This window comes from Microcella daejeonensis, from assembly GCF_026625045.1.
Taxonomy (GTDB): Bacteria; Actinomycetota; Actinomycetes; order Actinomycetales; family Microbacteriaceae; genus Microcella; species Microcella daejeonensis.
In genome coordinates this window covers 1947732-1968182 of record NZ_CP113089.1, presented here as the reverse complement: position 1 = coordinate 1968182, position 20451 = coordinate 1947732, and the positions used below count along the sequence as shown (strand labels likewise).

The following is a 20451-nucleotide window of genomic DNA, read 5'->3' as shown; positions in this document are numbered from 1 at the left end:
ACGTCTCTGCAATCGGCGATCGATGGACTCGACCTCGTCGCCGAAGGACGGCGGGAGACGAGAGAGGACGCACGATGACCATCACCGCACTGGAGACCGCACAGGCCGCGCCCGTCGAGACCGGCGCCCCGATCGCGCGAGCCCGTGTCGAGCGGGCGAAGCGCGCCTACTCGACCCGTCATGTCCCGCTCCTCGGGCGCGACGATCTCGTCCTCCTGGCGGACGACGGCCTCGCCCCTCGAGCGGGCGACGTCGTGCTCGCCCGGGTCGAGGAGATCGGCCAGCACCGTCGGCTCGAGGGGGTCGATTCGCGCCGCCAGACGATCCTGCCCGGCGATGAGATCATCGTGCTCTACGGCAACCGGTACGCGAGCGACCAGTTCCTCGCGATCGTGCCCGACACGCTCGAGCCGTGCCACCTCGTCGCCGGCGGCGGCCTCGCCGCGCTCGTCCAGGAGCAGCACGACAGCATCGCGGCCGCCACCTCGATCACCCCTCTCGGCGTGCTGGGCGATGCGCACGGCCGTCTGCGTCTCGACCGTGCGGCGCCGCACGCCGTCGTCGACGCGCACCGCGTGACGCCGAGCGCGCTCCCTCCCGTGATCGCCGTCCTCGGTTCCGCGATGAACTCGGGCAAGACGACGGCGCTCGCGAGCCTGGCCGGCGGGCTGTCGGCCGCAGGACTGGTGGTGGCGGCGGGGAAGGCCACCGGAACGTGCTCGGGCAACGACCCGCACCGCTTCCGCGACTTCGGTGCGCGGCGCGCGCTCGACTTCACCGATTTCGGCCTGCCGACGACGTTCGGCGCGGGCACCGACCGCATCCGGGACCTGTTCGCCTCGATGGTGGCGGAGCTGGCCGCCGACGAGCCCGACGTGATCCTCATCGAGGTCGCCGACGGCATCCTGCACACGGAGACCGCCGATCTCATCGCCGATCCGGTCTTCGCGCGCGTCATCTCCAGCGTGGTCTTCGCCGCGCAGGATGCCCTCGGCGCCCTCGCCGCCATCGAGCAGCTCACCGCGCTCGGGATGCCCATCAGCGCGGTCACGGGGGTTCTCACCTCGTCGCCCCTCGCCGTCGCCGAGGCCCGACGGGCGACGACGACGCCCATCGTGGCGACCGATCACCTCCGCGAGGCCGACGTCGCTCGCGCGCTCACCATGGGGAGCGGAGCCTCGGCGTGACGCGCGCCTCGACGAGCCCCTGGCCGCGCCTGCTCGTCGGCGGACGCCGCGCGGTGTTCGGCGCACTCGTGGTGGTCGGGCTGGTCTCCTCCGCACTGGCCGTGGTCGCCGCGATCGGCGTCGGGCAGGCGCTGGCGGCAGGGGGGCCGCCCGGCGTCGCGATGACGGCGGGGCTCCTCCTCGCCTTCGGCGGGATCGCGGCCGCCCGATACGCGGAGCGCGTGCTGGGCGAGCGACTCGGGCAGTCCTTCGTGATGGATCTTCGTCGGGGGCTCGTCCGGAGCATGCTGCGACCCGATCGGCGAGGCTCGCTCGGGGTGCTCGTGACCCGCACGAGCAACGATCTCGCCGCGGTGAGGATGTGGATCGCGCAGGGCATCGCACCTCTCGTGACGGCGACGCCGCTCGTCGTCGGAGCCACCGTGTTCCTCCTCGTGCTCGATGCCCGATTGGGGGGCGTCGTCGCCGGTCTCCTCGCGCTCACCGGGTGCGCGGTCGTCGTCATCGCCGGCGCGATCCTCGCCCGGGCGCGGGCGGTGCGCACGCTGCGAGGCCGACTCGCCGCCCTGGTCGCGGATTCCGCGCGCGCCGCTCCCTCCGTCGCCGCCGGCGGCGGGATCGAGCGGGAGGTCGCCCGCGTCGGACGGGCGGGTGAGCTCGTGATGTCCGCGTCGATCCATCGCGCCTCCGCGGTCGGCGCGATGCGCGCCCTCGTCCTCGCCGCCGCCTCGGCCGCGACCATCTCGGTCGTCGTCGTCGGCACCGGAGTCGGGCTCGAGCTCGCGACGATCGGATCGGCGCTCACCCTCACGGGGCTGCTCGCGACCCCGTTGGCCGATCTGGGGCGGAGCGTCGAGTACCGGCAGAACTTCCGGGCGGCGCGCAGGATGATCGAACCCGCCCTCGCGGAGGAGGCCGCTGCCATCGAGGGTTCCGCGCCGACGGCCGACGGCGCCGACGGCGCCGACACGGCCGACGACGGTCCGGTCGTCGAGGTCGCCGTGGGCGGGCGGACGGTGCGGTGGCCTCCCCGCACGCGCGTGCGCCTCGACCCGCACGAGGACGGGGCGCTGCTCGACGTCCTCGTCGACGCCGCGTCGGGTGCCGGCCGGCGCGATGCCGTCCGCATTGGCGGCGACCCGATCGCGGCGATGAGCGAGCGCCGACGCCGCCGGCTCGTCGGTGCGGGACGGTCGGGATGGCTGATCGAGCGCGGCCCCCTCGCGCGCGCGGTGACCTACCGCCGTCCGCGACTCCCCGCGGAATCCGCCGAGGCGATGCTGCGTCGGCTCGGCCTCGATCCGGACGGACTCCCCGACGGCATCCGCACGCGTCTGCGGGAGGGCGGGGCGCCGCTCACCGCGGCGCAGCGCTCCATCGTGCTCGCGGCGCGCGCGATGCTCGACGAGCCTCCGCTGCTCATCCTCGACGGGATGCTGGAGGTCCTGCCCGATGACGCCGCAGGCGCGCTCCTCGACACCCTCCGGGCCTATCCGGGGGTCGTCGTGCTGGGCACGCGACGCTCGGAGGCCGAGCTGCGGTGGTGAGGGCGCGTTCCGCCTCCGTGCCGCGGGTCAGTCGTCCTGCGGGCGCTTGCGCCACTTGATGCCGGCGGCGATGAAGCCGTCGAGGTCGCCGTCGAAGACCGCGGTGGGGTTGTTGACCTCGTGCTCGGTGCGCAGGTCCTTCACCATCTGGTACGGCGCGAGCACGTAGGAGCGCATCTGGTCGCCCCAGCTGGCGGTGATGGTGCCGGCGAGCTCCTTCTTGGTCGCCGCCTCCTGCTCCTTCTGGATGAGCAGCAGGCGCGACTGCAGCACGCGCATGGCGGCGGCGCGGTTCTGGATCTGGCTCTTCTCGTTCTGCATCGAGACCACGGTGCCGGTCGGCAGGTGGGTGATGCGCACGGCCGAGTCGGTGGTGTTGACGCTCTGACCGCCGGGGCCCGAGGAGCGGAAGACGTCGACGCGGATGTCGCCCTCGGGGATGTCGACCTCGAGCGTCTCCTCCATGAGCGGGATGACCTCCACCGCCGCGAAGCTGGTCTGACGCTTGCCGGCCGCGCCGAAGGGGCTCATCCGCACGAGGCGGTGCGTGCCGGCCTCGACGCTGAGCGTGCCGAAGGCGTAGGGCGCGTCGATCTGGAAGGTCGCGCTCTTGATGCCCGCCTCCTCCGCGTAGGAGGTGTCCATGACGGTCGCGCCGTAGCCGTGCTTCTCGGCCCAGCGCAGGTACATGCGGAACAGCATGTCGGCGAAGTCGGCCGCGTCGACGCCTCCGGCGCCCGCGCGGATGGTGACGACGGCGGGGCGGTCGTCGTACTCGCCGTCGAGGAGGGTCTGCACCTCCATGTCGCCGAGGGTCTTCTCGATGCCCTCGAGCTCGGCGAGCACCTCGGCAGCGGCATCCTCGTCGTCGGCCTCACGGGCCATCTCGATGAGCACGTCGAGGTCGTCGAGGCGCTGGTCGAGCTCGACGATGCGGCGCAGCTCGGTCTGCCGGTGGCTGAGGGCGCTCGTGACCTTCTGCGCCTTGTCGGTGTCGTCCCAGAGGTCGGGCGCGCTGGCCTGCTCGCTCAGATCCTCGACGTCGGCGCGGAGGGCCTCGACGTCGACGACGGACTGGATGTCGCGGAAGGTGGAGCGGGCGGCGGCGATGCGCTCGGAGAAGTCCAGATCGATCATGTCGCGCCCAGCCTACCCGCGGGTTGACGCCGCGACCCGGGCGTAGCATCCAGAGGCCATGCCGATCGATGACCGTCCCTTCCGGTGGCGGTCGATCGCCGCCCCCGCCTTCGGGCCCACCCTGCTCTTCACGATCGGCGAGGGCGCGATCATGCCGCTTATCCCGGCCCTCGCGCTGCGGGTCGGCGCCGACCTCTCCGGCGCCGGCGTCGTCGCCGCGATGCTGCTCGTCGGCGTGCTGATCGGCGACGTGCCCGCCGGCTGGATCGTCGGCCGCATCGGCGAGCGCATCGCCATGCTCGGCGCCTCGGCGCTGGCCGCGCTCGGCATCGGGCTCGCCCTGCTGGCGCCGACCGCGGTCGTGCTCGGCCTCGGCATGACGGTGCTCGGCATCGCCGCGGCGGTCTTCGGGCTCGCTCGCCACGCGCTGCTCACGAGCGTCGTGCCGGCCGCCTTCCGGGCCCGCGCGCTCTCCACCCTCGGCGGCACCTTCCGGCTCGGGCTCTTCCTCGGCCCGTTCGCCGCGGCGGCCCTCGTGGCCGCGACGGGCGACGTCGGCGCCGTGCTGTGGTTCGCCCTGCTCATGTGCGGGCTCGTCGCGCTCAGCCTCGTGACCCTGCCCGACCCCGAGCGCATCCTGCATCACCGCTCCACGCCCGACGGCGGCGGCCAGAGCCCCGCGGGCGTGTTCCGCACGATCGGCGAGCGTCGCGGCGTGCTCGCGCGGCTCGGAGCCGCCGCGCTCGTGGTGTCGGCCCTGCGCGCCGTGCGTCAGGTGATCCTGCCGCTCTGGGCCGTCAGCATCGGGCTGGGCGAGGCCGAGACGGCGCTCATCATCGGCATCGCGGCGGGCGTCGACGTGGCCCTGTTCTACCTGGGCGGCTGGCTCATGGACCGTTTCGGCCGCCTCTACACGGCCGTGCCCTCGATGATCGGTCTCGGGCTCGGCCTCATCGGACTCGCGCTCTCCGACCTCTCGACCGACCCGGTGCCGTGGTTCGTCGCCGTGGCGGTCTGGCTGTCGCTCGCGAACGGCATCGGCGCGGGAATCCTCATGACGATGGGCAGCGACCTCGCCGGCCGCACGAATCCGGCGCCGTTCCTCGGAGCGTGGCGCTTCGTCATGGACTCCGGCTCGGCCGGCGCCCCGCTCGCGCTCGCCGGCATCACCGCGCTCGGCGGCATCGCGGTCGCGGCGGGCGTCTTCGGCGTGGTCGGCCTCATCGGGGCCGGGATGCTCGGCTACTACATCCCCCGGCAGCTGCCCGGCGCGGAGTAGGCACGACCCGGCCGCATGCCGGGCCGCCCGTCAGCGGGTCAGTCGCGGTGCTGGTCGCCCTCGTGCTGCGGGTCGCCGTGCTGCTCGGCATCGTGGTGCTCGTCGCCGTCGTGCTGGCTGCCGTCGTGCTGCTGCTCGCCGCTGTCGTGCTGCGCCGGCTCGTGCTGCTCGCCGCCATCGTGCTGCTGCTGCTCGGCTTCGATGTGCTCGGCGTGCTCGGCCGGAGCGGGAGCGCCGTCGTCGGTCGGCGCCGGAGCGCTGCCGGGGGTCGGGGCGCTCGGCGCGCTCGGAGCGGAGGCGCTGCTCGCGGCCGGGTGGGCGCTGCCGGGCGACGCCGGGCTGTCGACCGATGCTGGGCTGCCGGCGCTGCCCGCCGAGGCGGGGCTCGACGCCGAAGCATCGGTCGGGGCCGAGGCCGAGACCTCGAGCGGCATCTCGGCCGCCATCTTCACCGCCGGATGAGCGTCAGGGCCGGCCTCGACCGGCTCCGCGGCGACCATCGGGGCCTCGGGGTGGGAGATCTCGGTGAAGGCCGACGACGGCAGATCCTTCTCGTCGTTCACGATGCCCGCCACGATGCGGGCGGCGACGCCCGCAGGGTCGTAGCCGGTGGGGAACTTCGGCGTCTCGCCCGCGATGGGGTGCCGCGAGAGCTCGGTCTCGGTGTGCCCGGGGCGGGCATCCATCACGCGGATGCCCTGCCGACGCAGCTCGCGGGCGGCGACCGAGTGGAACGCGGCGACGGCGGTCTTGACGGCGGAGTACGCGCCGAGGCCGGCGGTCGGGTTCTCGCTGACGACGCCGCTGAGGGTGACGATGAAGGGGGTGCCGCCGTCCTCCTTGGCGTGCTCGAGGGCCGGCACGGCGGCGCGGAGGACGCGCATGGGGGCGAGGGCGTTGACGGTCCAGAGCTCGTCAAGCGTGGCGTCGCTCGTCTCGGCGACGGGGCCGAAGGCGACGACGCCCGCGGCGTTGATGACGCCGTCGAGGCGCCCGTGCGCCATGACGGCGAGGGCGACGAGGGTCTCGGGCAGCTCGGGGTCGGTCAGATCGCCGGCGATGTGCGTGCCGGGGATACCGAGCTCGTCGAGGGCCTGCTGCGAGCGGGCGGTGAGCGTGAGGTTCGCGCCCGCATCGGCGAGCTGCCGGGCGATGTGCCGCCCGAGCCCGCCGGTCGCGCCGATGATGAGGATCGAGGATCCAGCCAGTTCAGCCATGAGGTCACACTATCCGCGTTCCGTGGGAACTCTTGGCTCCCGGTCAGGCTTCCTCCCAGCCGGGGTCTGTCGCCGGGCTGCTCGACGCCCGCGGATGCCGGGCTGCTCGATGCCCGCGGATGCCGGCCTGCTCAGCCGAGCACGCTGCGGCCGACGGTCGTCACATCGAGGCGGATGCCCTCCGGCACGAACGGCGTCACCACCGGTGGGCGCCAGAAGCTCGAGAGCCTCACGGTCGCGCTCGAGCCGTCCTCGCTCTCGGCGCGCTCGAGCTGAAGGCCCTCGAAGCCCTGCACCGGGGCCTCGGCGAGGTACTGCTCGACGACGGCGCGCACGGCGGCGTCGTCGAGCGGCGGACGGGAGATCGCGCCGCTCGGCGCGACGGTGAGGTCGGTGAGCTCGTACGCCTCCGCTCCGGCGAGCGCCGCGCCGTCGGCGAGGGTGAGCAGGCGCTTACGCTCGAGGTACAGGCTCGTGGCCGCGGTGACGAGCAGCACGACGAGGAGCGCGAGCGCGCCGTACCCGGCGACGAGCGGCAGGATCGAGCCCTCGTCGTCGCGGCCGCGGCTGCGCATCCCGATCACGGAGTCGACCCCCAGAACCGCGAGACCTGCTGCGTCGCCGTCGCCTCGATCGGCACCGAGAGCGGCACCCGCAGGTCGAGGACCGGCGGGATGAGCGGCAGGGGCACGTCGACCGCGACGTCGACCGAGACCCAGCCGCTGCGGGTGTGGCAGACATCGGGGCGGGGCGCGCACCGGATGCTCAGCGCGGGCTCCCCCTCGACGCCGTGGTCGTCCAGCGCCAGCTGGAGGGCCCGCGCGGCGGCGGCCCGGCCGGCCTCGTCGCCCGGCGCCTGCACGTAGACCCGCGCTGCCTGACGGGCCGCCCCCTCCGTCGCGAGCGAGGCCGACTGGATGGCGGAGAGGGTCAGAACGAGGTAGACGAGCGGCACGAGCAGGAGCAGACCCGCGGTGATGAACTCGAGCGAGGCCGAGCCGTCGTCGGCGCGGGCGGCGCGGTGCAGGCGGGCGAGGATCCGCGAGCCGGCGATCGTCCGGCGCCCCCGCGCCCCGGCACGCAACCGAGTCCGCGGCCTAGGCCGGAGCCGCTCAGCGCAGGGGCTCGAGGGCGGCACGGCCCGAGACCTCCAGGGTTCCGTCGAGGCCGGCGAGGCCGACGAGCGGGAGCGGCGAGCGCACCGACACCGTCACGATCGCGATCTCGCTGCTGTCATCGACCGCTACGGAGATGTCGCGCGCGTAACCGGGCCCGAGGGCCGTCTCGATGAGCTCGCGGCTGCGCTCGACGCCCCGCTCGAGCGAGCTGTCGGCGAGCGCCGCGTACCGCGCGCCCTCGGCCGCCGCGTCGATGAGGGTCGAGCGCACGTGGAGGGCGAGGGCGACCTGCAGCACGGAGAGCGTCACCACCGTCAGCAGCACGCCGACGAGCGTGAACTCGACCGGGGCCGAGCCGCGATCGTCGACGAGCGACCAGCGGCGCATCAGAAGCCGGTGACCCGATCGATCGCCTGCTCGAACACGCCGCTGAGCGCCGGGCCGGCGAGCGCCCAGATCACGATCACGAGGCCCGCGGTCATGAGCGTGATGAGCACCCAACCGGGAACGTCCCCGCGATCCTCGGTCGACAAGCGGTCCACGATCCTGCTCCAGCGCGACATGACGCATCCTTCCGTTCCGGGTGACAGAGGGATGATGGAGGCCGGGCGGGGGCGAGGGCGGTCGCTCTCCACAGTGCATCGGGCGTGCGATGTCCGCCCTGCGCGGTGGACGGAGCGCCCCGCCGCCGCGCAGACTCCGCAGACGGCGTGTCGGCGCGACGACCGCGCCACGCGGACACCGTCAGCGCATGCGAGCCCATGCTCCGCCGGCGTCGTCCCGTCGCCACTGCTGCGCCGGCCCATCCGGCCGCGGTGGCTCGGTGAGCCAGAAGGTCGTGTCGGGGCTCCACCCGGCGATGAGGGATGCCCGCTCATCGTCGACCGGGATCACTCGACCCGCGAGCGCGAGGTACGCCGAGACGGAGAGGTGCATCGCATCCCACTCCCCGGCGATGGCCTGCCAGTCCGGCAGCACCCAGGCGCCGTCCCGACCCGTGGTGCGGAACCAGTCGTGCCGTCGGGAGGCGGAGACGTCGATCGGGTGCGCGCGGCAGAGCGCGGCCCAATCCTCGGCCGTGCGCAGCTCGAGCACGCGATGCTCGCCGAGTGCGATCGGCATCACCGTCGCTCTCTCCCATCCGAGATGATCCTCCACGAGGTCGAACCCCCTCGGTGTCACCCCGACGGTGCTCGGAACGCCGCCGGGGATCGACCACCACTCCCCCGACGCTCCCTCACCAGGATCGACGGGCCGGGCCGATCGCGATCGCACCTCGTCGGCCCGCGTGCGATCGGCCCACTCCCGCAGCAGCGACCCGGTCGGCAGCCCCCGCGGCCGCGCGTCATCCCAGGCGACGCGCCACTGACGAGGCGAGGCGGGCGCGGGCCAGTCGGCGGTGAGCGGGCTGGAGAGCAGCGAGCGAGCGATCGGTTCGAGCGCGCTGCGAACCGCAGGGTGCTCGGCGAGCACGTCCTCGCCATCAGGTGCCTGCCAGTAGCGCGCGTAGCTCACGGCCACATCCAGGGCGTCGTCGATGTCTTTCGCGGTAAGCACCCGCGCCGCCCGGTACGGCAGTAGCCGTGCGAACTCCTCGACGCTTATCGGGTCAGGCGGGGGAGGAGGCTCACCGTTCGAGATGCGAGCGGCGGCGACCTCGGCGGCGGTCCTGGGATGGGGGTCCATCTCGTGCGCGAGCTGCATGAGCGCTTGCGAGACTTCGTACCCCGCGCGACCCGCGAGCGAGAGGCACAGCCGACGCCCGCGAGGGCCGCTCATCAGCTCCGCGACAGCCAGACCCTCAGCATCCGGTCGCATGCCCCCGCCTCTCCCCGCTCCGCACCCTAGCGAGCCTCGCTCCACCGGCGTCGTCAGAAGCCGAGCTGCAGCACCATGAGCCCCGGGAAGACCGCGAAGAGCACCGTCACCGGCAGGTTGAGGAAGACGAGCGGCACGAGCATCGCGACCTCGCGCGTTCCTGCGGCTTCGAGCAGCAGCCGCTTCGACTCGTCGCGGGCGTCGAGGGCGTGGGCGCGCAGCACCTCGGCGAGCGGGGTGCCGCGATCGAGCGCCGCGAGCACCTGGTCGACCAGGCGAGAGACCGCGGGGATCTGCAGGTCGTCGCGCAGCTCGGCGAGACTCGCCGTGAGCGCCTGGCCGGCGGCCGTGCGCTGCTCCACCCGCGACAGCTCCCCCGCGAGCTCGCCGGAGCCGGTCGAGGCCGCGCGACGGATCGCATCGTGGATGCTCTCCCCCGCCGCGACGCTGAGGGAGAGGAACTCGACCACCGTGGGGAACTCCTGGGCGATGCGCGCCACCCGTCGACGGGCGGCGCGGGCGAGCAGGGCATCCGTCAGCGCCACCCCGGCGACGAGCCCGCCCACCGCGCCCGCGATGCCCGCCGGGATCATGGCGAGCCCCTGGCGGCCGGCGATGAGCCCGAGCGCGAGCCCCGCCGCCGCACCGAGCGCGGCGCCGACGAGCTGCCGGGTGCGATGGCTGCCGACCGGGGCGAGCGAGCCGCTCTGCCGCAGACGGGTGCGGATGACCGCCTCCCCGCCGAAGACCGTCTCGATGGTGCGGAGGGCGCCGTCGATCAACGGGGAGGTCATGGCCCCGAGGACGGGGAGCGGGTCGCTGCGCCGATCGCGCAGCAGCTCCCGCGCTTCGGCGGACATGTCGACGAGGTAGGGCGCGAGGCGGGTCGTGAGCCGGGGCCGGCCGAGGCGGGGGACGAGGGAGACGAGCATCCACAGGCCCAGCCCGAGGGTCGAGCCCGCGGCGAGGGCGAGCGCCATCGAGGTCGTCATCGGAACCACCGCCCCTCCTCGGGCAGCCGGCCGAGCGCGAGCATGAGCCGGTAGGCGATGAGCGTCGCGGCGAGCCCGCCGACGATGAGCGCGGCCCCGGTCGGCGAGTTGTAGGCCGCGGCGGCCTCGGGGCGGGTGCCGAGCAGCAGCAGCACGATCCAGGGGGCGGCGACGCCGAGCCGGGCCGCGTTGCGCACCCACGACTGGCGGGCGTCGACCTCGGCCCGCACGGCGGCATCCGACCGCAGGTACTGCGCGAGCGACCGCAGCACGCCGGGCAGCTCGGTGCCGCCCACCTCGCGCGCCATGCGCAGGGTCTCGATGATGCGGTCGGCCACGGGGTCGGCGAGCGCCGTCTTGAGCCCGTCGAGCGAGTCGCCGAAGCGCGCGGTCGAGGTCCACTCCCGCCGGAACTGCCGGAACGGCCCGCGCACGGCATCGGGGGCGGTCTCGCCGAGCGCTCCGATCGCCTCGGGCAGGCCCAACCCCGCTCGGATGCCCGACACGAGGTGGTCGACGACGTCGGGCCACACGCCGCGGAGCGCCCGGCGCCGCGCGGCGGCCCGTGCCCGCAGGCCCATGATCGGTAGCACGCCCGCCACGACCGCTGCGACGGGCACGAGGGGCAGTACCGGGACGACGACGAAGACGGCGGCCGCGGCGACGAGAGCGAGCAGGAGCATGACGACGATGAGGACGACGGGCGAGACGGTGGACAGCCCGGCGCGCGCGAGCAGGTCGGCGAGGGCGCCCGATGCACGCCGCTCGCGGGGCCGATCCGTGCGGGGCCAGAGCCACGGCGAGGCGATGAGGAGCGCGCCCGCCGCCATCAGCAGGGCGGCGACGACCGTCATGCCGCCGCCCCCTCACCGTGCGGCTCGAGCGCGGCGGCGGCGAACTTCTCGGTGCGGCGCGGGAGGGAGCCGGTCGCGGTGAGGCGCCCGTCGACGAGCCGGAACAGGGTGTCGGCCTCGACGACGCCCTCGGCGTGCCGGCCCGTCGGCGCGATGATCTCGGCGACGCGGCGTCGCCCTCCGGCCACGAGCTCGCAGTGCACGACGAGGTCGATCGCGCTCGCCACCGTCGGTACGACGAACGAGGCGTCGATGTTGCGCCCGGCGAGCAGGGGCAGGGTCGAGAGCTTGGTGAGGGCATCCCGCGCGCTGTTGGCGTGGAGGGAGCACATGCCCGGCAGTCCGCTGTTGAGGGCGATGAGGAGGTCGAGGGACTCGGCCTCGCGCACCTCGCCGACGATGAGGCGGTCGGGGCGCATCCGCAGCGCCTCCTTGATGAGGCGGCGCAGGCTGATCTCGCCGGTGCCCTCGAGGTTGGGGCTGCGGCACTGCATCGCGACGCAGTCGACGGCCGTGAGGTCGAGCTCGAAGGTCTCCTCGACGGTGACGACCCGCTCCTCGGGCCGGGCGCTCGCGAGCAGCGAGCCCAGCATCGTCGTCTTGCCCGACTGCGTGGCGCCCGAGACGAGGATGTTGCAGCCCGCGAGCACGGCGCGCCGGAGGAAGGCCGCCGCGGGCGGGGTCATCGAGCCGAGCTCGACCAGGCGGTCGAGCGAGCGGATGCGCTGCGAGAACTTGCGCACGTTGACTGCCCAGTGACTGCGGGTGACGTCGGGGATGACGACGTGCAGGCGCGAGCCGTCGGGCAGGGAGGCATCGACGAAGGGGCTCGAGAGATCGACGCGGCGGCCGGTGGCCTGCAGCATGCGCTCGACGAGCGTGCGCACCTCGTCGTCGCTGAGACGCAGGGGCAGCTGCTCGCTGATGCCCGCGCGGGCGATGAAGATCGCGTCGGCTGCTTTACTATTTCCCACATGAGAGCAGTGTTGTACGCGCGAGTGTCCAAGGACGATTTCTCCAAGGGCAAGAAGACCAGGGAGGAGCAGGCCGCTGAGGCCTCTAACTCAATCCAGGCACAGCTGGCAGCAGCGGCAGAGTTAGCGAAGGCCAAGGGAATCACCATCATCGAAGAGCTGGTGGATGACGGCATCTCCGGCTACAGCGGCAAGGAGCGCGCGGCCTTCAACGCCCTCATGGGGTACATCATCCGCAAGGACGTGGATTACGTCATCGCCCGTGCTGCCGACCGGCTTGGCCGCAACGATGCCGACAACTCCTCCATCCGCATGGCGCTGGCCGACAGCGGGATCCCCATCATGGGCTTCTCCGGCGAGTTGACCGATGTCTCCAGCGCGTCAGGCGGTCTGCAGTTCCAGATGGCGCAGGCCGTCTCTCAGTACCAGTCGGCAATGAAGTCAGAGGCCGTCCGCAATGCCGTGAAGCTCAAGCGCGAGAAGGGCGAGTACCAGGCCCCCAAGGGCACCTTCGGCTACGACGACGAGGACCGCTCCAAGCTCGTGCCGTGGGAGGCAGACCTCATCAAGGAGGCCTACTTGCTGGTGGCCGACGGGCGCACCGTGGGCAGCATCGTGCGTGAGTGGAACGAGAAGGGAGTCCCCCAGCGGAAGGGAGGCGCTCGCTGGCAGTATGCGCACCTGAACAACATCCTCAAGCGCCCCCGGAACGCTGGCCTGGTAGATCCAGACGGGGAGCCCATCGGCAAGTGGGAGGCCATCGTGGAGCCCGAGCTGTGGCACACGGTCCAGCAAGTATTGGCGACCCGCAAGGGCACCGCGCCGGGCTTCCAGCCGGTCCACCTCTCCAGCGGTCACGCCCGGTGCGGGGTCTGCGGATCTTCGATGCGCTCCAACACAGCCACCGACAGCCGCCGAGGCACGCGGGTGAAGATCCTCCGCTGTGCCGCCGCCAAAAAGGGTGAGCGTCACGCCAGCGCCCACCTGATGGATCTGGAGGCCCTCGTCCACAAGGAGGTCATCGCAGCCTTTCTCTTCGGCGGTGATCTGCTGATGCCCCGCCATGAGGGCATGGACGTGGATGCGATGCTCACCAAGCTCCAGCGAGTGCAGGCGGACGTGCAGGACGTGTACGACGATTTCGACGCCGACCTCATCACTGCTGCTGTGAAGAGGGAGCGCCTGGTGCAGCTCAAGGAGCGTCGGGAGCAGATCGAGGAGCAGCTGGAGGAGGCTCGTCAGAGCAACGCCTCAGCCCACATGCTGCTGGATCTCCACCGCCGAATCTTCACGCCGGGACGGGTGAGCCTGGACGATGCCGTGACGGCTCGTCAGCAGCTCGCCGAGCGCTTCGACGCCCTCCACATCGAGCAGCGCCGGATGCTGGTGGCGAAGCTGCTGGACATTCGCGTCCTGCCCGGTAGAGGGCTGCAGAAGTACTTCGTCACCCACACCGTTGTCACGTCCCTCAACGACGAAGCCGCGTAGTCAGCAGGAATGCAGATGCGTTAGTGGCAATTGCTTTCCATAATGCGTCAATTGCGATCTAGATTGATTCCAGCTCGTCGGATAATCTAATTGATGGGAAGAGCTTCTAATCCTCCTCGCCCCCGTCTCGGCCCTAAGCAAGCCAATGAGGCGGGGGCATCCTTGCGCCCTGGCCTCTGTCAGATAACTAGGCGGATCACGCAGCCGACCTCTGTCAAATGACTAGTGCTGCTGGACTGCAACATCCGTCAGATAACTAGGGCTGCAGGCTCTGCCAGATAACTATCCTTCCATCGGAAGGATGTGAAGAACTGCCGGGGTCCAGCCCTGAGCCTCGCCAGCGGCAGCTGCTGAGCCCCGGACCGGATCGCAACTGTTGCGGCTTGTGCAGCCCGCGCGGATGCGGCAGAGTTGACCCAACACAGCGACATCCAAACCAATGGCTATGAGTCTGCAAGCAGCACAATGAGCACGAGTCCCGTAGCTCCCGTTGAAGCAATAATTGCTCCGGGAAGCGATGCGAGACATCCCGGATAGCAAAAGCTATCTCGCAGGATAGAAGCTCACATGGACTCCCCCAAGCTGTACCCATTCCCAACTCCTCGGTACCACCGCAGGCTCCCCCCGTGGACCTATTCCGTGGAAATGAATGACCCAGAGCAATATCGCGATTTCAGCACCAACCTGATTCGCTGGATGGGCCGGAACGCTCTCCGCAAGCTCCGGGCTTACGAGAAGGCTGGGCTGCCGTTCCCCACCATCGAAGACCTCGCCATCTGGCTGGAGGGGATCACCTTCCCGAAGGCTGAGGCGGTCATGGACGACACGAAGAGCAAGTGGCGCACCTCGGTCGAGGACATCGAGCACAAGGCACTGGAAGCCGCGACCTGGGCTCTGGAGAACTACAACCCGCTGATCTACGTGCGAGCAGCCAAAGGCGGCAGCAAGAGCAAGCGCCGCACCACGCACTCCCTGGAGGGCCTGGAAGACCTCAGCATCGCGCAGCAGGCCACCTCCCTGGGCGTCTCACTCAGCACGGTCTCCCGGCTCCGCAGAGCCGCTGCAGCGGCATCCGTTTCCGCAGCTGAGGCTGCCGACAAGGCCCTGCTGGATTCCATCGATCCCGTGGAAGGAACCCGGCAGCCCGAGGAGGACTGGATCGACGCCTTCCTGGCCGATGAGCCTGAGCCCACCCCTGAGCCCGGCATGAATGCACCTCCCATCGACGTGGGACTGCTTTCCGAAAACGAGTCTAAGCAGCTGATCTACGACGAGATCACCGAGATGTTCGCTGGCATGGGCGTCGTCCGGCTGAGCAATGGCGGCTGGCACATCCCTGACCCAGATCCCATCGGCATCGATGACGTGCTGACCGGCCTCATCGATCCCTCGGTCTCCTCTACGCCCACTTCGGCGGAGCTGGATCGTCTTCTGGAGGGAGCGGATCTCTAGCGCGTCAGTCGCGCCGAATCTTGCGCACTACAACGATCCCGCACCGGGAACTCCGATGGCCGATATCACAAGCATGAGCGCAATTGACTGCAATCCATTTCCTCGTAGCCCGCAGGCTGCAGGCCCGCTCCAGGAAAAGCTGACCTTCTCGGCGGTCATGGCCGTCGAATCCCTCCGCGAGCAGGTGGCCGCGACACAAGACGCCCAGGCGCAGTACGAGTCCGAGCGTCAAGTCCGCGACGAACTGATCTCCTCAGCACGCGACGCAGGGATCCCGGTCGCCGCGCTCATGCGCGCCACCGCTCTTAGTCGGGACCGGATCTCGAAGATCCACACCGCTCAGAAGGGAATGAAGTGATGACCGCACACAAGGTTGAAACGCCACTGGGCATGGCAGCGGAAGGCGATGTCGTCCACTGCGTCCAGAGCGGCCTCACCGCGTTCGGTGGAGTACTTGTGCGTGGGCAGGAGATCACTCTCACCGCCGCGATGATCGAAGGGACCTTGGATCGCGACGGGTCGAGCTTCCTTGACCGCGAGCTCAGCAGGCCGGATGGGCGGCTGCAGAAGGGTGCGTGGCCGGGCGGTCCGACCTGGACTGCGGGCAGCGTCGAGGAGGCTGAAGCGCGGGAACGAGACCGGAAGGTCGCGTGGGCGGAGCCCAACCCGGTGCGACGTGCTGCTGCTCTCCGTCAGGTCGAGGCTACCTACGGTGCCGCGTTGCCCACCTCGCGCACTCTGGGCGCAGGCACGAGCAATGAAGTTCAAATCGCTGATCAGCGCTCTCGAATGTCCTCCCAGGGCCGCTTGGTGACGAGATCCATGACGCTTCACCGTGAGAGCTGAAGACCATGGGTCTTCGCATCAATGGACATTTCCAGAGCATGATTCCAGTGCAAGTGGGACGACACCGTTTCGAGATCCCCCCTCGCTCCCGTGTAGCTCACATCCAGGGCGAGCGCGTGGCGTATGCCCTGACCCCCGACGGCAGGGTTCACGCCCTTACTGGCGCGGGCGAGGCGTTCGACATCCCCGAGCCGCTGGCGAGCCTGGTTTGCAGCCGGTACTTCGGAGAGACCACCGTGCATCCGAGGGGCCTTCCCGGGTGAACACCTTGCGCATCTCCCTTTCGACTCTCAGGGCTGCTGCGATGCGGCAGTAGTCCTGAGCTGCGAGGCCGACGGTCAGTGAGATGGCGTCGAGCCGAGCAGGAGGTCCGCGACCCTGGGTGGGCACGCCTTAGGTCGCGGACCTCGTGATCCTGCCGGACCAAAACACACACGATAATGTCTGTTATCATGTGGAAATGAGGCTATCGCTGTCGTTCTCCGATTCGAATGAGGGCAGACACGGCGCGCTGGCCGGTGCCTGGCTGATGTCACTGAGGAACGAGAACACTCGGCGCGCTTACAGTCGCGACCTGCAGGGGCTCTTCACTCTCTTCGACTCGGCCAACTTTGATGCGCTTGAGGCTCAGCGCCGCCACATCGACCTTTGGGTTCAGACGCTTGTCGGGGCACCAACAACCATCGCCCGCCGCATCTCGGCTGTTGCTTCCTTCTACGCCTACCTGCTCTCGGAAGATGTCGTCAGCTCGAATCCCGTCGCGCATGTTCGCCGCCCGAGAGTCGATCCCGATCACAGTGCGACCCGTGGCCTGACGCTCGAAGAAGCGAAGGTCATGCTTGTTAGCGCAAGGGAGGACAGCCCAAGGTCAGGGGCACTCTTGGCCCTGCTCCTCATCAGCGGGGTGAGACTTTCGGAAGCCTTGAAAGCCAACCTCAGCGACCTTCAGCATGATGCGGGCCATCGTGTTCTCGTCATCAGCAGGAAAGGTGGCAGAAGACAGAAAGTAGTCCTAGCCCCGCAGGTTGTGGATGCGTTCGCGCCACTTGTTGGTGCCCAGCAAGCGTTAGGCCTTGCGGTCGTCCAAGCAGGGGCGGACACCCAGGATCGACCGCTGTTCACGACGCGCTCGGGAAGTCGCTGGGCACAAAGTGAAGCGTTTCGCGCCGTACAGCGCATCGCACGCGCCGCTGGCCTGGAGGGGAAGGTGACACCGCACAGCATGCGACACACCCACGCCACGTTGGCCCTTGAAGCTGGAGTTCCTTTGGCGGATCTGCAAGACAGCCTTGGCCACGCAGATCCACGCACAACGAGACGATACGACCGCGCACGCGCGCGACTGGAAAAGTCAAGCGCTTACGCGGTAGCTAACTCCTTGGCGCGCTGAGGCGTCCTGGCTCGAATGTCCCTGCTCGGCTCTACAGTGATTTCGTTGCACATTGGAGACGGGGGTGAGTGATGTCCAACGAGATTCGGGACTTGATCAACAACATCTTGAGCGGGGTTCCGGCGGGCAGCAAGGTCAAGGTGAGCCACCTGCAAGCCGCCCCCCGGGTTCAACGTCGAGTAGAGGGCGCAGAGGCGAGCGAAGCCTTGATCGCTGAAGCGCGCACCCTTCGAACCTTCACGGGGATGCCGTTTTGGCATGCACTTTTTTTGGCAGGAGAGCAGGCCGAATCGGGGGTTCCGGATGACATCCTTCGATCCGCGATGTACCACCAGGACCCTGCCGATGGAGACGTGACGACCCTGGAAGTGGGACCACACACGCCAGACGACCTCATCGCCCTGGCTGAGAAGGTGGAAGGTCGCGATGTACTTGCTCTTACGTCCAGGGTTGAGTTGCCCACCGGTGAAGAGCGATTCATCCCCATGCTCGACTTCACCTCCAAGTCGGACCTCAGGGGTTCCGCTTCAACGGTTGCGTCGGCAGCTCGGGTACTAGGTGCGCCGGGCTTCCTGGCGGCATCTGGTCGTTCGTTCCACTTCTATGGTTCGCAACTGATGGAACGCGCGGAGCAGACGAATTTCTGGGCGCGAGCTCTCTTGCTTACGCCGATTGTCGATGAGCGGTGGATCGCACATCAGCTCCGCCAAGGAGAGGGAGCGCTGCGCATCTCGCCCAACGAGCGCGGGCAAGTACCGCGCTTCACGGCCCGCGTACCCTAGGTCCGTGGCCACCGACGCGAACACGCTCATTGCCGCTTTCGCCGAGGCCGTTCGCCTAGGCGAAGCGTCTGTATTCGTCGGCGCAGGCCTCTCCGTCGCCGCTGGGCTGGACGACTGGAAATCGCTGATCAAGGACATCAGGGAGGTTGCTCAGGTCCCGGATGCCGTGTCAGATGGACCTCTCGCTGCCGAGTACGTGGTGCAGGAGCGGGGTCGCAACGAACTCGATGAGCACGTACGAAATCGACTGGATACCGATGCCACGCCAACAGCCTCGCACTTCCACCTCGCAGCCTTGGCGGTACGGGACTTCTGGACAACGAACTACGACACCCTTATGGAAGATGCTCTCTCGGCCACCAAACTCCCCCTGAGGGTCCTCGTAAGCGAGAGCGACTATCAACGTGGCTTGAGGACGACGGCAGCTCGACGGCTCACGAAGATGCACGGCTCTTTGGAAGGAGAGCCAAGATCACGAACTTGGTCATCTAAACCAGTGCTGACTCGAACCGACTACGAGTGGTACGAAGAGCGCCACCCAATCACATGGGCTCGACTGCGAGCAGAGTGGTTGACGAACAGCTTCCTGTTTTTGGGTCTGAGCTTTGATGATCCGAACTTGAACATCTTGCTCCAACTAACCCGCTCGTTGCCCGAAAACGCCAAGGCTCCTACGCACTACGTAGTGTTGAAGAGGGAAGCTGGAGAGTTGGATGCTCGACTACAAGACTTGCGCGTGCGGGATCTAGAAGCCTCTGGAGTGACAGTCATCATGATTGATTCGTTCGACGCCATGACGCCACTTCTCGCGCGGCTCGAAGTCCGGTGTAGAGAACCTCGATTGTTCATCGCGGGAAGCTTCGATGCGGCGGATCGAGAAGCATCCGAGTTTGCCGCATCGGTCGCCAGCGGCGTCGGACAGACCCTTGCTCAACTCGTGCGCGACCACGAACTCGCTGTTGCCTCATTTGGTGGTCCGTCGGCCCTTGCTGTCGGTCGGGCGCTCCGGGACGCATTAGGTCCCAGCGACTACAGCCCAGAAAGCATCCGGTTCTACTACCGAAAAGCTGTGACTGACGACGAATCGCTACCCATCGAACACCGGGTCGGAATGGCCGTCTTCACCGAGCAAGACCTTGCCGAAATGCGAACGAGCGTGTTCCAACAAGTGCGGGCGATGCTCATTGTGGGCGGAGGCAGACGTACTGCGGAAGAAGCCAGGGAGGCCCGAGCCCATGGCGTGCAGATCATCCCGGTTGCGGCGACTGGGGGTGCTGCGGAGCAACTCTGGCAGGAGATCCTTGACCAGGACGGCATTGAAGCGCATGACCTCGAACTGTGGAATCAATTGCGGGTAGGGGACGCGGAGTCTGTGACCAAATCTGCTGTTGAGATGGTCGGTCGCCTTATGTTCGCCTGAAATCGAGTCGGGCAGCAGCGGTCCAGTCAAACGCAACGGATCTCTGACGCTCGAATACTGTCTGACTATCCCGGCTGTAGTTCGGGTTGTAGCGACGACCCACTACGACAAGCGCAGCGACGTTGGCACCGACACTCCTCAGAGCAAATGCAGCACTCTGCGCTCGCGCGCCCGATGTGTAGACATCATCTATCAGCAAGACGCTGCGCTCTGCCAGATCCCCGTCGGCCTCGAACGCCAAACGGTTCGGACGGTTGTGGCCTAGCGCACTTGTAGTGCGACGCAACCCGCCCAAAGTCGGATAGTTGACAACTCCGGTCGCTTCCAAAAGTACGGCGAGCGGATGGGGAGGCTTACGGATGGTTGAAGGCACCACCATGCATCCGTCGATTTCAAGATCTCTCAACCAGTCGCTGCTGGAGGCGAAAAACGAGCCTACGATGCGACTGACAGCGCGACCTGCTGCAGGGTCGGCGAGAGTGTCGCCATCGTCCTTGTAAAAGGTCAGCCAGTCTCGAAGAGCGCTGGGTTTGGAATACAGCGAGATCGGGACTACCGGCTGTAAGACCCCATCGAGGGCCGCTGCGTTCTCCACACAGTTGAAGCAAGAATCAACGTTGCCCGCGAGCAGACCTCGGCACCATCGGCACACAACGTGATCCGGGATCGGAGGCAGAATCATCTGAGCAAGCTCGTCGCCATCTACGAAAGAGATTGGCTGCGAGGGGAGCTCATGCACTACTCAAGCGTAGTCCGGACAATCCAAGAAGGCGCGTTTCACCGCCACCCATGCGCTTGAACCCAGGGTCGGAAGATACGCGGACTCGCACCGGTGCGATGAAGGTCTCTAGATCGGCTGGTGCAGACTCTTGGCAGCACTGGTTCACGGCCTCGTGGTCGGAGGACACTCGAAGCCCAAATCCCAACTTGATGGAGAGTGCAAGTGGCGA

The 20451-nt window shown here is 68.8% G+C and carries 21 protein-coding genes; 10 read left to right on the top strand and 11 right to left on the bottom strand.

What is annotated here, in order from left to right; all coding sequences use genetic code 11:
• Positions 1-74 precede the first annotated feature (74 nt).
• Both OVN18_RS09580 and OVN18_RS09575 read left to right on the top strand, forming a co-directional pair.
• On the top strand, positions 75-1187 hold the full coding sequence (locus OVN18_RS09580; RefSeq protein ID WP_267736799.1) for a DUF1611 domain-containing protein: 1113 nt from the start codon (positions 75-77) through the stop codon (positions 1185-1187).
• Entirely contained in the window at positions 1184-2734 is a 1551-nt protein-coding gene (locus OVN18_RS09575) for an ABC transporter transmembrane domain-containing protein (protein WP_267780526.1), read from the top strand. The genes OVN18_RS09580 and OVN18_RS09575 overlap by 4 nt, the downstream gene beginning before the upstream one ends.
• A 27-nt stretch (positions 2735-2761) precedes the next feature.
• Here OVN18_RS09575 and prfB read toward each other — a convergent pair whose 3' ends face one another.
• Entirely contained in the window at positions 2762-3871 is a 1110-nt protein-coding gene (prfB, locus tag OVN18_RS09570) for a peptide chain release factor 2 (protein ID WP_267736797.1), read from the bottom strand.
• A 58-nt stretch (positions 3872-3929) separates the two neighbouring features.
• Here prfB and OVN18_RS09565 point away from each other — a divergent pair, with 58 nt between their 5' ends.
• Entirely contained in the window at positions 3930-5150 is a 1221-nt protein-coding gene (locus OVN18_RS09565; RefSeq protein ID WP_267780524.1) for an MFS transporter, read from the top strand.
• Between the two features lie 38 nt (positions 5151-5188).
• Here OVN18_RS09565 and OVN18_RS09560 read toward each other — a convergent pair whose 3' ends face one another.
• The 9 genes from OVN18_RS09560 to OVN18_RS09520 all read right to left on the bottom strand — a co-directional run bounded on the left by OVN18_RS09560 (position 5189) and on the right by OVN18_RS09520 (position 12123).
• The gene (locus OVN18_RS09560; RefSeq protein ID WP_267780522.1) at positions 5189-6367 is read right to left on the bottom strand and encodes an SDR family NAD(P)-dependent oxidoreductase; all 1179 of its coding nucleotides are present in this window, start codon (positions 6365-6367) and stop codon (positions 5189-5191) included.
• A gap of 131 nt (positions 6368-6498) precedes the next feature.
• Positions 6499-6942, bottom strand: coding sequence for a pilus assembly protein TadG-related protein (locus OVN18_RS09555; protein ID WP_267782992.1), 444 nt, complete (start codon positions 6940-6942; stop codon positions 6499-6501).
• A gap of 5 nt (positions 6943-6947) precedes the next feature.
• Positions 6948-7451 carry a hypothetical protein gene (locus tag OVN18_RS09550; protein ID WP_267780521.1) on the bottom strand — a complete coding sequence of 168 codons (504 nt, stop codon included), beginning with the start codon at positions 7449-7451 and terminating at the stop codon, positions 6948-6950.
• A 28-nt stretch (positions 7452-7479) separates the two neighbouring features.
• Entirely contained in the window at positions 7480-7872 is a 393-nt protein-coding gene (locus OVN18_RS09545) for a TadE/TadG family type IV pilus assembly protein (RefSeq protein ID WP_267780520.1), read from the bottom strand.
• On the bottom strand, positions 7872-8048 hold the full coding sequence (locus OVN18_RS09540; protein WP_267736791.1) for a hypothetical protein: 177 nt from the start codon (positions 8046-8048) through the stop codon (positions 7872-7874). Before OVN18_RS09540 ends, OVN18_RS09545 begins: the two co-directional genes overlap by 1 nt.
• A 181-nt stretch (positions 8049-8229) precedes the next feature.
• The gene (locus OVN18_RS09535) at positions 8230-9042 is read right to left on the bottom strand and encodes a hypothetical protein (protein ID WP_267780518.1); all 813 of its coding nucleotides are present in this window, start codon (positions 9040-9042) and stop codon (positions 8230-8232) included.
• Between the two features lie 314 nt (positions 9043-9356).
• Complete coding sequence (locus tag OVN18_RS09530) at positions 9357-10295, bottom strand: type II secretion system F family protein (protein WP_267782989.1); 939 nt, start codon at positions 10293-10295, stop codon at positions 9357-9359.
• Positions 10292-11149 carry a type II secretion system F family protein gene (locus tag OVN18_RS09525; RefSeq protein WP_267780516.1) on the bottom strand — a complete coding sequence of 286 codons (858 nt, stop codon included), beginning with the start codon at positions 11147-11149 and terminating at the stop codon, positions 10292-10294. Before OVN18_RS09525 ends, OVN18_RS09530 begins: the two co-directional genes overlap by 4 nt.
• Positions 11146-12123, bottom strand: coding sequence for a CpaF family protein (locus tag OVN18_RS09520; RefSeq protein WP_324287774.1), 978 nt, complete (start codon positions 12121-12123; stop codon positions 11146-11148). The genes OVN18_RS09525 and OVN18_RS09520 overlap by 4 nt, the downstream gene beginning before the upstream one ends.
• Here OVN18_RS09520 and OVN18_RS09515 point away from each other — a divergent pair, their 5' ends adjacent.
• From OVN18_RS09515 to OVN18_RS09485, 7 genes are all read left to right on the top strand, one after another.
• Positions 12124-13611, top strand: coding sequence for a recombinase family protein (locus OVN18_RS09515; protein ID WP_267780514.1), 1488 nt, complete (start codon positions 12124-12126; stop codon positions 13609-13611).
• A 639-nt stretch (positions 13612-14250) separates the two neighbouring features.
• Positions 14251-15063 (top strand): hypothetical protein, encoded by an 813-nt coding sequence (locus tag OVN18_RS09510; protein WP_267780512.1) that lies wholly within the window; start codon positions 14251-14253, stop codon positions 15061-15063.
• 73 nt (positions 15064-15136) lie between these two features.
• The gene (locus OVN18_RS09505; protein ID WP_267780510.1) at positions 15137-15421 is read left to right on the top strand and encodes a hypothetical protein; all 285 of its coding nucleotides are present in this window, start codon (positions 15137-15139) and stop codon (positions 15419-15421) included.
• On the top strand, positions 15421-15909 hold the full coding sequence (locus tag OVN18_RS09500; protein ID WP_267780508.1) for a hypothetical protein: 489 nt from the start codon (positions 15421-15423) through the stop codon (positions 15907-15909). The genes OVN18_RS09505 and OVN18_RS09500 overlap by 1 nt, the downstream gene beginning before the upstream one ends.
• Positions 15910-16318: 409 nt before the next feature.
• Positions 16319-17299 (top strand): tyrosine-type recombinase/integrase, encoded by a 981-nt coding sequence (locus OVN18_RS09495; RefSeq protein ID WP_267780506.1) that lies wholly within the window; start codon positions 16319-16321, stop codon positions 17297-17299.
• Between the two features lie 92 nt (positions 17300-17391).
• The gene (locus tag OVN18_RS09490) at positions 17392-18081 is read left to right on the top strand and encodes a primase 1D-like protein (protein ID WP_267780504.1); all 690 of its coding nucleotides are present in this window, start codon (positions 17392-17394) and stop codon (positions 18079-18081) included.
• A 4-nt stretch (positions 18082-18085) separates the two neighbouring features.
• Positions 18086-19501 carry an SIR2 family protein gene (locus OVN18_RS09485; protein WP_267780502.1) on the top strand — a complete coding sequence of 472 codons (1416 nt, stop codon included), beginning with the start codon at positions 18086-18088 and terminating at the stop codon, positions 19499-19501.
• On the opposite strand, the gene OVN18_RS09480 is transcribed toward OVN18_RS09485, so the two are convergent.
• Entirely contained in the window at positions 19488-20240 is a 753-nt protein-coding gene (locus tag OVN18_RS09480) for a hypothetical protein (protein WP_267780500.1), read from the bottom strand. The two genes, OVN18_RS09485 and OVN18_RS09480, sit on opposite strands and share 14 nt — an antisense overlap.
• Positions 20241-20451: the final 211 nt, after the last annotated feature.

Bases quoted from the DNA above. Each gene is read 5' to 3' on its own strand.
- OVN18_RS09540 (WP_267736791.1), bottom strand. From the start codon at position 8,048: ATGTCGCGCTGGAGCAGGATCGTGGACCGCTTGTCGACCGAGGATCGC.
- OVN18_RS09505 (WP_267780510.1), top strand. From the start codon at position 15,137: ATGAGCGCAATTGACTGCAATCCATTTCCTCGTAGCCCGCAGGCTGCA.
- prfB (WP_267736797.1), bottom strand. From the start codon at position 3,871: ATGATCGATCTGGACTTCTCCGAGCGCATCGCCGCCGCCCGCTCCACC.
- OVN18_RS09500 (WP_267780508.1), top strand. From the start codon at position 15,421: ATGACCGCACACAAGGTTGAAACGCCACTGGGCATGGCAGCGGAAGGC.
- OVN18_RS09580 (WP_267736799.1), top strand. From the start codon at position 75: ATGACCATCACCGCACTGGAGACCGCACAGGCCGCGCCCGTCGAGACC.
- OVN18_RS09565 (WP_267780524.1), top strand. From the start codon at position 3,930: ATGCCGATCGATGACCGTCCCTTCCGGTGGCGGTCGATCGCCGCCCCC.
- OVN18_RS09525 (WP_267780516.1), bottom strand. From the start codon at position 11,149: ATGACGGTCGTCGCCGCCCTGCTGATGGCGGCGGGCGCGCTCCTCATC.
- OVN18_RS09530 (WP_267782989.1), bottom strand. From the start codon at position 10,295: ATGACGACCTCGATGGCGCTCGCCCTCGCCGCGGGCTCGACCCTCGGG.
- OVN18_RS09555 (WP_267782992.1), bottom strand. From the start codon at position 6,942: ATGCGCAGCCGCGGCCGCGACGACGAGGGCTCGATCCTGCCGCTCGTC.
- OVN18_RS09560 (WP_267780522.1), bottom strand. From the start codon at position 6,367: ATGGCTGAACTGGCTGGATCCTCGATCCTCATCATCGGCGCGACCGGC.
- OVN18_RS09545 (WP_267780520.1), bottom strand. From the start codon at position 7,872: ATGCGCCGCTGGTCGCTCGTCGACGATCGCGGCTCGGCCCCGGTCGAG.
- OVN18_RS09515 (WP_267780514.1), top strand. From the start codon at position 12,124: ATGAGAGCAGTGTTGTACGCGCGAGTGTCCAAGGACGATTTCTCCAAG.